The organism is Pseudoalteromonas sp. Isolate6 (assembly GCF_022398435.1).
GTDB lineage: Bacteria > Pseudomonadota > Gammaproteobacteria > Enterobacterales > Alteromonadaceae > Pseudoalteromonas > Pseudoalteromonas galatheae.
The window spans coordinates 1-10,511 of the sequence record NZ_JAKEVK010000174.1; the positions used below are offsets into that span (position 1 = coordinate 1).

Annotated in this window: 8 protein-coding genes; 4 read left to right on the forward strand and 4 right to left on the reverse strand. The window is 43.2% G+C overall.

Annotated elements, in window-relative coordinates:
- Both L1D50_RS18000 and L1D50_RS18005 read left to right on the forward strand, forming a co-directional pair.
- The coding region (locus L1D50_RS18000) for a hypothetical protein (protein WP_239966533.1) at positions 1-351 on the forward strand (351 nt) is incomplete at its 5' end.
- Between the two features lie 109 nt (positions 352-460).
- A complete protein-coding gene (locus L1D50_RS18005) occupies positions 461-868 on the forward strand; it encodes a hypothetical protein (RefSeq protein ID WP_239966534.1) in 408 nt (135 codons plus the stop codon).
- Between the two features lie 391 nt (positions 869-1,259).
- Here L1D50_RS18005 and guaA read toward each other — a convergent pair whose 3' ends face one another.
- Both guaA and guaB read right to left on the reverse strand, forming a co-directional pair.
- Complete coding sequence (gene guaA, locus L1D50_RS18010) at positions 1,260-2,834, reverse strand: glutamine-hydrolyzing GMP synthase (RefSeq protein ID WP_102057462.1); 1,575 nt, start codon at positions 2,832-2,834, stop codon at positions 1,260-1,262.
- 105 nt (positions 2,835-2,939) lie between these two features.
- Positions 2,940-4,409, reverse strand: coding sequence for an IMP dehydrogenase (guaB, locus tag L1D50_RS18015; protein WP_102057463.1), 1,470 nt, complete (start codon positions 4,407-4,409; stop codon positions 2,940-2,942).
- Positions 4,410-4,540: 131 nt separating this feature from the next.
- On the opposite strand from guaB, the gene xseA reads away from it, so the two are divergent.
- Positions 4,541-5,878: an exodeoxyribonuclease VII large subunit gene (gene xseA, locus L1D50_RS18020; RefSeq protein WP_239966535.1), complete on the forward strand. Its 1,338-nt coding sequence runs from the start codon at positions 4,541-4,543 to the stop codon at positions 5,876-5,878.
- A 49-nt stretch (positions 5,879-5,927) separates the two neighbouring features.
- Here the strand turns inward: xseA and cysE are convergent, their stop codons facing one another.
- On the reverse strand, positions 5,928-6,749 hold the full coding sequence (cysE, locus tag L1D50_RS18025; RefSeq protein WP_095729844.1) for a serine O-acetyltransferase: 822 nt from the start codon (positions 6,747-6,749) through the stop codon (positions 5,928-5,930).
- Between the two features lie 239 nt (positions 6,750-6,988).
- Between cysE and L1D50_RS18030 the strand changes: the two genes are divergently transcribed.
- Entirely contained in the window at positions 6,989-7,396 is a 408-nt protein-coding gene (locus L1D50_RS18030; protein ID WP_128726776.1) for a diacylglycerol kinase, read from the forward strand.
- A gap of 74 nt (positions 7,397-7,470) precedes the next feature.
- Here the strand turns inward: L1D50_RS18030 and L1D50_RS18035 are convergent, their stop codons facing one another.
- Positions 7,471-10,347: a pitrilysin family protein gene (locus L1D50_RS18035; protein ID WP_239966536.1), complete on the reverse strand. Its 2,877-nt coding sequence runs from the start codon at positions 10,345-10,347 to the stop codon at positions 7,471-7,473.
- Positions 10,348-10,511: the final 164 nt, after the last annotated feature.

Here is a 10,511-nt window from a genome sequence, read left to right on the forward strand (position 1 = left end):
AATAAATACAATGAAGAGCCTGTAATTTTAAGTCCCAAAATGGTCAAATTTAGAAATAGCGTAATTCATAAAGGGTACATACCTAATTTAAAAGAAGCTCTAGACTTTGGTGAAGCTGTACATACTTTGATTATGAAAGTAATAGCGAGGTTGGAAGTTTGTGAAGACAATAAATTAAGTAATTTTTATCAAACAGTATTACCACAAGGTAAAGGCTACAAATGGACTGTTGATGAGTCGCCGTTGGCGATATGCTTAAACAAAAAATATAAAACACCAGATATTCCTAAGGCAACACGTTGTACTGAATTTGCAACGATATTGAAGAAATTTGGAATAAATGGCTTATAACAAGTTAATTAAACCGTGGACGCAAAACAGCAGGCTTGCGCTCATTCTTCGCTTAGTTTAGCCTGCTTTTTTCGCCGTTTATTAAGGCGTTATAAGCCGCGGAGGCATCGTGAAAATTCTCCAATATGGAAATGAATATTTGGATTCTGTATTAGAAGGTAATCCAGAATCATTGGCGTATCTTTTCTATACGAGAATAGCCAAATGGAATGAACCACTTGTTTCCGAAGATGAGTGTACCTATGGTTTATTTAATGATGTAGAAGAATCAATTAAACCTTACATAGCATTTGATCTTATTCCAGCAGCTCTAGATATATTGCATAGCTGTAAGAAACCGAGTGAGATTGATTGCGCGTTGTGGTTACTACTTGGATTAGTTGAATCAACCGAAACAACGGAGGTTCCACCTGCCCTGAAGAGTTCAATTCAGCATATAAATGAAATAGCTAAAGCAAGCGGTGAAAGCCAAATAAATACCGTAAAATCAATATCTGAATATTATCGAAATGGCTGATAACAAACGCATCAAAAATGACATCAAACGCTTGGCTGGCGCTCATTCTTCGCTAATTTTAGCCAAGCATTATCCGCATTTTATGCGGGCGCTAGCCCATAGAAATTTTTATGCGAAATTCGCCTAATAAAGCCGGCGACCTAAAACGTTTATGTTCAGAAACAAGTTACAGCTTCACCATAATCGGTTTGATATATGTGAAATGAGGTGCTATGCAGCCACGGCCTCCAAAAAATAGCAGGCCAGCATCACTATAAACATCACTGCGAAGAAACCAAATACCTCCGCAAGGTTTTTTAAGAAAGTAAGAATTCATAAAAAAGCCAGTCAGAAATACTGACTGGCTTTTTATTAATCTAACGAAAGCTAGGTTAGGTTTTTACAACCAAGCTTATTCCCACTCGATTGTCGCTGGCGGCTTACCTGATACATCGTAAACCACGCGAGAAATACCATCGATTTCATTGATGATACGATTTGAAACGTGACCTAGTAGCTCGTATGGTAGGTGTGACCAACGTGCCGTCATAAAGTCGATAGTTTCGACACAACGTAGTGAGATCACCCAGTCGTATTTACGTGCATCACCCATCACGCCAACAGAGCGTACAGGTAGGAACACAGCGAATGCTTGAGATACTTTGTGGTATAGGTCCGCTTTATGCAGCTCTTCAATGAAGATAGCGTCAGCACGGCGCAGTAAGTCACAGTATTCTTTCTTGATTTCGCCAAGTACACGAACACCAAGACCTGGACCTGGGAACGGGTGACGATAAAGCATGTCATACGGTAGGCCAAGCTCTAGACCAATCTTGCGAACTTCATCTTTAAATAGTTCACGCAGTGGCTCAACCAGACCAAGCTCCATATCTTCAGGTAATCCACCTACATTGTGGTGAGATTTGATCACATGCGCTTTACCGGTTTTAGATGCTGCCGATTCGATAACATCAGGGTAAATTGTACCTTGCGCTAGCCATTTCGCGTTTACGCGCTGGCTGGCTTGCTCATCGAATACTTCAATAAAGGTGTGACCAATTGCTTTACGTTTGTCTTCAGGGTCGTTTAAGCCGTTAAGCGCATTAAGGAAACGATCTTCAGCTTCTACCTTGATAATGTTCAGACCAAACTTATCACCGAACATATCCATTACTTGCTGGCCTTCGTTCAAGCGTAGTAGGCCATTATCAACAAATACACAGGTTAGCTTGTCGCCAATCGCACGGTGAATAAGCATTGCAACCACTGATGAATCAACACCACCAGATAACCCAAGGATAACCTCGTCATCCCCTACTTTCTCTTTGATACGCTCAATTGCATCTTCAATGATTTGCTCAGGCGTCCATAGTTTTTCACAACCACAGATATCAATTGCAAAACGCTCTAGTAATCGCAAACCTTGCTGAGTATGCGTTACTTCTGGGTGGAACTGTACACCGTAGAAACGCTTTTCTTCCCAAGACATTGCCGCATGTGGGCAAGTATCCGTTCTCGCTGAAGTTTTGAACGTGTCTGGAATTTTAGCAACTTTATCGCCATGGCTCATCCACACGTCTAGGTAACCTGCACCATCTTCGATGTGATCTTCAATCGCTTCAAATAGCTTACAGTCACCCACTTTCTCTACTTTTGCGTAGCCGAATTCTTTTTTATCTGAGCTATGTACCTGACCACCAAGCTGCATTGCCATCGTCTGCATACCGTAACAGATACCCAGTACAGGCACACCGGCTTCGAATACGTAATCTGGTGCTTTTGGGCTACCTTCAAGCGTTGTTGACTCTGGGCCACCTGATAGAATGATACCTTGCGGATTGAACTCACGGATTTGCTCTTCTGTCACATCCCAAGCCCAAAGTTCACAGTAAACACCAATTTCACGTACACGACGTGCAATTAGCTGAGTGTATTGCGAACCAAAGTCTAAGATCAAAATTCGGGAATCGTGGATATCTTTGCTCATTGATAATCTCGTTAGTTAGGAACTAAACAGGATAAAGCCGCATTGCGTCTCTATCAAAAGTAATAAGGGCTAGCAACTTGCTAGCCCAGAAACACGCCTTGAGGCTTAACCCATACGGTAGTTAGGCGCCTCTTTGGTGATCTGCACGTCATGTACGTGAGACTCGCCCATACCCGCAGAAGTCACACGTACAAACTGCGGCTTAGTATTTAATTCTTCGATGGTTGCACATCCAGTTAAACCCATTGCACTGCGAATACCACCGATTTGCTGATGGATAATCGTTGCGATCGGTCCTTTGTATGCTACGCGACCTTCAATACCTTCAGGTACTAGTTTGTCAGCAGCATCACTCTTCTGGAAGTAACGGTCAGATGAACCTTCTTTTTGGTTCATCGCACCAAGAGAACCCATACCACGGTAAGACTTGTAGTAACGGCCTTGGTATAGTTCAACTTCACCAGGAGACTCTTCAGTACCCGCCAGCATTGAACCCACCATTACACATGCAGCACCAGCAACTAGCGCTTTTACGATATCACCAGAGAAACGGATACCGCCGTCGGCAATCACTGGAATATCACGACCTTTTAGGCCTTCTACTGCATCTGAAATCGCAGTAATTTGTGGTACACCACAACCTGTAACGATACGAGTAGTACAGATAGAACCTGGGCCAATACCCACTTTAACGGCGTCTGCACCAGCATCAGCCAATGCAATTGCGCCTTCAGCTGTTGCTACGTTACCTGCAACGATTTGTAGTTCTGGATAAGTTTCGCGCGTCGCTTTAACACGGTCAATAACACCTTGAGAATGGCCGTGAGAAGTATCGATTAGTAGTACATCAACACCCGCTTCAACCAAAGCAGCAATACGCTCATCAGTGCCAGCACCAACACCAACAGCAGCACCAACACGAAGACGGCCTTGCTCATCTTTACATGCATTTGGTTTATCTTGCGCTTTTTGGTAATCCTTAACAGTGATCATGCCTTTTAGTGCAAATGCGTCATCAACCACAAGGATCTTTTCAATACGGTGTTCGTGCATTAGGCCAAGGATCTCTTCACGAGATGCCCCTTCTTTTACTGTCACTAAGTCATCTTTCTTAGTCATAACCGTTGAAACCGCTTTTTCTAGCTTAGTTTCAAAACGCATATCACGGCTAGTCACGATCCCTTCAAGTTGGTTGTTTGCACCAACAACCGGGAAACCTGAGAACCCTTTGTCCTGTGCAAGCTCCATTGCTTCTGCAATGGTAAGATCAGAAGTAACTGTCACAGGGAAAGAGATAATACCCGCTTCATACGTCTTAACTTTACGTACGTTGCGAGCTTGCTCTTCGATAGTCATGTTTTTGTGGATAAAACCAATACCACCTTCTTGTGCCAGAGCGATCGCTAGGCGCGCTTCTGTCACTGTATCCATTGAAGCGGAAACAAGCGGTAAGTTTAATTCAATCCCACGTGTCAAACGCGTTTTCAGGTTTGCGGTGTGAGGAAGAACAGTTGAATGAGCTGGTACTAAAAGTACATCGTCAAAGGTAAGGGCTTCTTTTGCAATTCTTAGCATGTTCGCGGCTTCTCTCAAGTGAACTGAGTATAAGGAATTGCGTGCGAATTTTATCAGCGTTCCTTATGGGAGTAAATAAAATTTAGCAAAAAATGTGATAAAGTGACTGTGAATTTTTTATGGAGGCCAACATGGGATACCCCAGTAATAATAAAACCTATTCTGTATCAAGACTTAACAGAGAAATACGCGCGCTCTTAGAACAAGGTTTTGCCTCTGTACAACTCACCGGAGAAATTTCAAACTTTGTTGCTCCGGCCTCAGGGCATTGGTATTTTTCTCTAAAAGATGACAAAGCACAGATAAAAGCAGCCATGTGGCGAGGTAATAATCGTTATTGTAACCATCGCCCAGCCAACGGTCAGCAGGTAATGGTACAAGCTAGAGTGTCAGTGTATGAGCCTCGAGGCGACTATCAATTGATAGTCGAACAAATGGCCCCTGCCGGTGAAGGTTTGCTCAAGCAACAGTTTGACGCCCTTAAAATGCAGCTAGCCGCAGAAGGCCTGTTTTCGGCTAGTCACAAAAAGCCTTTGCCAAGTGTCATTAATCGCGTGGGGGTCGTCACCTCAGCGACAGGCGCTGCCATCAAGGATATTTTGACTGTACTCAAACGTCGCGCCCCACAGTTACAAGTCGTTATTTACCCAGCCCTAGTGCAAGGCGATGAAGCCAAGCAGCAGATTTGCAAACAAATCGCTCAGGCGAATGCTAGGCGCGAGGTAGACGTATTGATCGTTGGTAGAGGTGGCGGCTCATTAGAAGATTTATGGAGCTTTAACGAGGAGCCAGTCGCAAGGGCCATTTTTGCCAGCTTAATTCCGGTGATAAGCGCAGTAGGGCATGAAATAGATACTACCATTTCCGACTATGTCGCAGATATCAGAGCGCCAACCCCATCGGCGGCCGCCGAATTAGTGAGCCCAGACTCTGAAGCGCTAAAACAGCGTACTTCACAGTTACTACAATATCTCAATCAAGCTTTTAAACGTCGCCTTGAAGGTGCATCACAGCGTTTGGCAAACTTTGAAGCCCGACTGCAGCTACAACACCCTAAAAATCAACTAATGCAGCAAACACAGCGAGTTGATGAATTAGAACAGCGATTAATTCGTGCTCAAGCCCATCACTTACGTCAAAAGCAATCGCAATTTCATCTACTGCAGCATAGATTTGACCGATTACATCCAGAGCAAAGGATCGCTCAATTCAAGCAATTGGTCGCACAACTCGGTGATAAGTTGCAGTATGCAATGGAGCAAAAGCTTAACACACAAAGACATCAACTCGCGGTATCAAGCGCAAAACTAGACAGCGTCAGCCCACTGGCGGTGTTAGCTCGGGGTTATAGTATTGCCAAGCAGGAAGATAAAGTGATTAAGTCTGTGGCGGATGTCGACCCAGAAAAGCCGATAATCACACAACTTGCTGATGGTGAGGTGGTGTCTACGGTAAAAGCAACCCAATAAGAGGGTATAAAAATGGGGAAGTGATTTCCCCATTTTTAATCTAATAACCTTACAGCATCGCCGAAGTGATAGACTCATTTTCGAGCCTATCATCGTCTTCTAAGAAGTTTTGGTTCATACTCTCAGCAGGACATGGGCACGACGGCTTACCAACCACCTTAGCTGGAACGCCCACCACAGTGGTATGCGGTGCAACAGGGCTAAGCACAACGGAACCGGCTCCAATTCGAGCGCCCTCTCCTACTTCAATGTTGCCAAGTACTTTGGCACCCGCACCAATCAATACGCCGGCACGAATTTTCGGGTGACGGTCACCCTGCTCGTTACCCGTACCACCCAGTGTGACTGATTGTAGGATAGAAACATTGTCTTCAATAACTGCGGTTTCACCAATAACTATACCAGTCGCATGGTCAAACATAATACCATGACCGACTTTACAAGCAGGATGGATGTCAACACCAAATACTTCAGAGGTTCTACTCTGTATAAAGCGAGCCAACTCCTTTCTGTCTTGACGCCAGAGGCAGTATGCCAATCTATGTGCTTGGATTGCATGAAAACCTTTCAGATTTAAGATTACGTTGAGATAACTATCGGCAGCCGGGTCGCGATCTTTAACGGCTTTTATATCATGTGCAACATGAGTCAGCATGGTATCGCAGTGCACAAAGGCTTGATCGAATAGCTCACGAATTGTAAATGCTGACACCACGGCATCCGCCAATTTATTTGCAACGATAAAGCTTAATGCAGAACCAAGACACTCGTGATTTAAAATACTCGAGTAAACGTGACTAGCAAGTAATGGTTCGCGAGCAACCAATTCATTGGCTTCTTCGCGTAACTTATTCCAAATCTCATGTCTCATGTGACAAACTTCCGATAATACTGATACTGCTCATAGTGTAACGCTTAGAGTCATTAAGTGTCATGTATTATAAAAAATCAGACTTCAAACTCTTGGTTATATCTAATAACCAACATATTTTAATACCGTTTTAAATGCACCAAATTAGACCAAAGATTCTTACAATTTAGTACTGTCGAACTAGACAGATCTTCGTATAATAACGCCCCATTGAACACTACCAACGCAGGATCGCGAATATGTCGATAAAGATCAAGACAACGGATACCAACAAACCAAATGGCACAGGGCTTGCGCGAATAATCAAAGCAACGCATTGCTCAGCGAAAGGAATGAAAGCGGCATACAAAGAAGAGTCGGCATTTAGACAAGAAACGTGGTTACTGGTGGTGAGTCTTCCTTTATCAATCATATTGGCACAAAGTATTGCTCAATGGGCCTTATTGGTTGGTAGCGTATTGCTGATATTAGTCATCGAGCTTATCAACTCAGCAATCGAAGCGCTGACAGATAGAGTGAGTACCGAGCACCACTTGCTATCTGGTCGTGCAAAAGATATGGCATCAGCGGCCGTGACATTGACACTATTAATTAGTTCGTTAATTTGGATAGCCGCTGCAGTGGAGTGGTTTAACACCATAACCTAAAATTACGCGTGGTTTTGACACAAAAAATGGCGGCTAATTTTTTAGCCGCCATTTTTTATTAAGCTGAATAATAGCTATTCAAACACTTTTTCTACATCTAACGTTTTAATATTCTTACTTGGAATATTGAGCGGGTATGTAGCAATTTCAGCATCTTCAGCCAGTAATGCGTCAGGCTTTTTCGTGTTATAAGTCATAGGAGATGACTGCTCAGCACTTAGACGCTTCGCCATATCTTTCGCATCACCTGTGATAAACACATAGTGAATATCTTCGGTTTGCAAATTCTCTTTGATAACACGGTTGATGTCTTCAACAGACAGCGACGCTAGCTGCTTTGTTACATAGGCAACAAATTCGTCGGTATTATAGAACTGGCTATCAAGTGCATAACCTAGCTGCCTATCTTGGCTCGCCACCATTTGCGGCACAAAGTTGATTAAGAAGTTACGTGTTGCTTCAAAGTCTGCTTGGCTCATCCCTTCTTTGATCAGCTTATCGAGTTCAAACAATGCCGTACGCGTTACAAAATGGGCATCGTTGTTAGAACGAAGTGGGCGCAACCAAACTTGGAAAATTTGCTCACTACGACCTAGGTTTGCATCAGGCTTAGTTTGGAACATACCACGAGGGAAGTATTCAATATAAGCGTAGTCACCATAGTTCATACCACGAACCTGACGGATACGTTGGTACAAGTGGCTGTTTGAACTGCGGTGCTCACCAAAGTATGAACGCACTAACCAAAGCGCAGCCCAATCTTTGCTGCTACGAACCGTGTCGATTGGAAAACCAAAAGAGACCGCTGTTGATTTTGCATTCTTTTCTACGATGGTTGCATGATGACCAGATAACTTAGGGGCATCAGGCACTTGTAAACGCGCTTCTTCGCCTTTAGGTAAAGCCGCAAGGTCGTTAAACATCGCTTCTTTTAGCTGTTTATCGAGTGCACCTGTGATACCCAGGTTGAGTTTAGCTTGAGTAAACTGCTGAGCGTAAAAAGCCTTAACGTCATCTAGAGTAATTGCTTCCAAGTCTGATAAATCACCAAAGTTATAGCTTTCGTATGGATGGCCTTTGTACAGCTCGTGATAAAGCACTTCTTTACCTAGCTCTTCATCATTTGACGCTTTCAAACCAGCCTTGATGCCATCAATTAGCTCTTTTTTCAGACGTTTAAAATCATCTTCTCTGAACCCTGGGCTCAAGAGCTGCTGGCTCACAATGCCATACCATTGATCAGCATTGTCTTTGTGAATACGACCACGTAAAGAAATCATTTCTTTATCGATTTGATAACCAAAGCTACCAGCGATCGGGTACAGCGCCTTTTGAATTTCTTTGTATGATTGCGACTCACTTCCGCCCTTGGCAATCATAGCCGCAGTAAGCGCAGCAAGACCTTTTTTACCCTCAGGATCTGCGGCAGCACCTGTGTAAAAAAGAAAATTCACATCTACCAGCGGTGAATTATTGGTCTTGTCTAACACGTTGAAATGACGCGTAACTGGCTTGTCCATTTTTGCGACTAATTTATCTAAGTTAACTTCCTTATCAAAACCAGAAACAGACTCAAGTGCAGACATAGTCACCGTGGTGCGGCTGCTGTCCACAAAGTATTTATTGGCAATATCACGAATATCTTTTGCAGTGACTTTATCAGCACTTGCATATAGCTCATTTATCACTTCAGGGTCACGCTCAAAGTGCATATAGCGCGCGAGTGTCGAAGCAATAGATTGTGATGAGTCAAGGCCGTTAATAAAGCTGTACTTTAGGTTTGATTTAAGTGCAGCAAGTTTGTTTTCATCTACCAGCTCGGTACGTGCTTTTGCGTAAGTGTTATTGATTGCATCACGCACGGTTGCCAAATCTTTTTCGTCTTCAACTTTAACGAAAACATGCAGAAGACCAGGGTCTTTGGTTTCAGGATTATAAGTAAACATTTGGCTTGCAAGCTGTTTGTCTACCACAAGCTCTTGATACAGCGCTGAGTTTTCAGAGAAATACAGCTGCGAGATGAGATCGAGTGCCGCACGGTCTTTTTTCTTCGGCTCCCATGCAGCGCCTTTATACGAAACTAGCAACCAGTGGCCCGGTAAGCCATCGTATTTTTCGTGAACATAACGCGCTTTTTCTTGCTTTGGCTCAACAGGAATATCAGCTTGGTAGTCACCCTTTTTCCAATTACCCCAATGCTTTTTCACCATAGCCATGGTTTCTTTTGGATCTACGTCACCCACAATAACAAGCGATACGTATTCTGGCTTGTAAAAACGCTCAAAGAAGGTTTTACCATAGGCCATTTGATCTGGCATTGCTTCGATGTCTTCAAAAAAGCCCATTGTCGTGTGTTTATAAGTATGTTTGTCAAATGCTTCTTTTCTTACCGCAGAAAGTAGCTTTCGAATTGGACTGGCATTATTTTTAAGGTATTCACCTTTCACGGTTAGTGCTTCGGTACGAAACTGCTCTTCACTGTAAGTCAGGTTTTGAAAGATATCCGCTTCGATTTCTAATACTTTATCTAAATGCTGCTTCGAGAAATTTAGGTGGTAGTTCGTGTAGTCATTGGTGGTGTAGGCACGATTATCAACACCTGAATTTTTCAAAATGTCCGAATAAACGTCTTGTGGATACTTTTCTGAGCCTTTGAACATCATATGCTCAAAGAAGTGAGCAAAGCCGGTTTTACCCGCTTCTACTTCATTACGCGAACCAACTGAAACCGGAATTTGTAGCGATACCACATCAGGATAGTTAGTTTTAACTACCATGACGCGAAGGCCGTTTTCTAGCTCTTCCAAAACATAATCTTGGGCGAATACTTTATTGGATTGGGCAGCTTGAGTACTTACAGCTGACTGTTGAGCTTGGTCTGAATTCGTCGCTGCGCAGCCACTAAGCGCTAAGCTTACGGCAAAGCTGGTTGCTAGTAATTTGAATTTCATGAATTTGGTCCTAATCATATTTTTTATTCTAAGTAAGTCGTGTTCACTTACGTTAGTAAACCTCCTGATTATGCCCCAAAGCCATACTAATTCGCTAATTTCCAAGGTGATTTACCATCCTAATGTGTAAACAAATATGAAATTTTGATTTGAGTGCTTGAGAT

Bases quoted from the DNA above. Each gene is read 5' to 3' on its own strand.
- cysE (WP_095729844.1), bottom strand. From the start codon at position 6,749: ATGAGACATGAGATTTGGAATAAGTTACGCGAAGAAGCCAATGAATTG.
- guaB (WP_102057463.1), bottom strand. From the start codon at position 4,409: ATGCTAAGAATTGCAAAAGAAGCCCTTACCTTTGACGATGTACTTTTA.
- xseA (WP_239966535.1), top strand. From the start codon at position 4,541: ATGGGATACCCCAGTAATAATAAAACCTATTCTGTATCAAGACTTAAC.
- L1D50_RS18035 (WP_239966536.1), bottom strand. From the start codon at position 10,347: ATGAAATTCAAATTACTAGCAACCAGCTTTGCCGTAAGCTTAGCGCTT.
- guaA (WP_102057462.1), bottom strand. From the start codon at position 2,834: ATGAGCAAAGATATCCACGATTCCCGAATTTTGATCTTAGACTTTGGT.
- L1D50_RS18030 (WP_128726776.1), top strand. From the start codon at position 6,989: ATGTCGATAAAGATCAAGACAACGGATACCAACAAACCAAATGGCACA.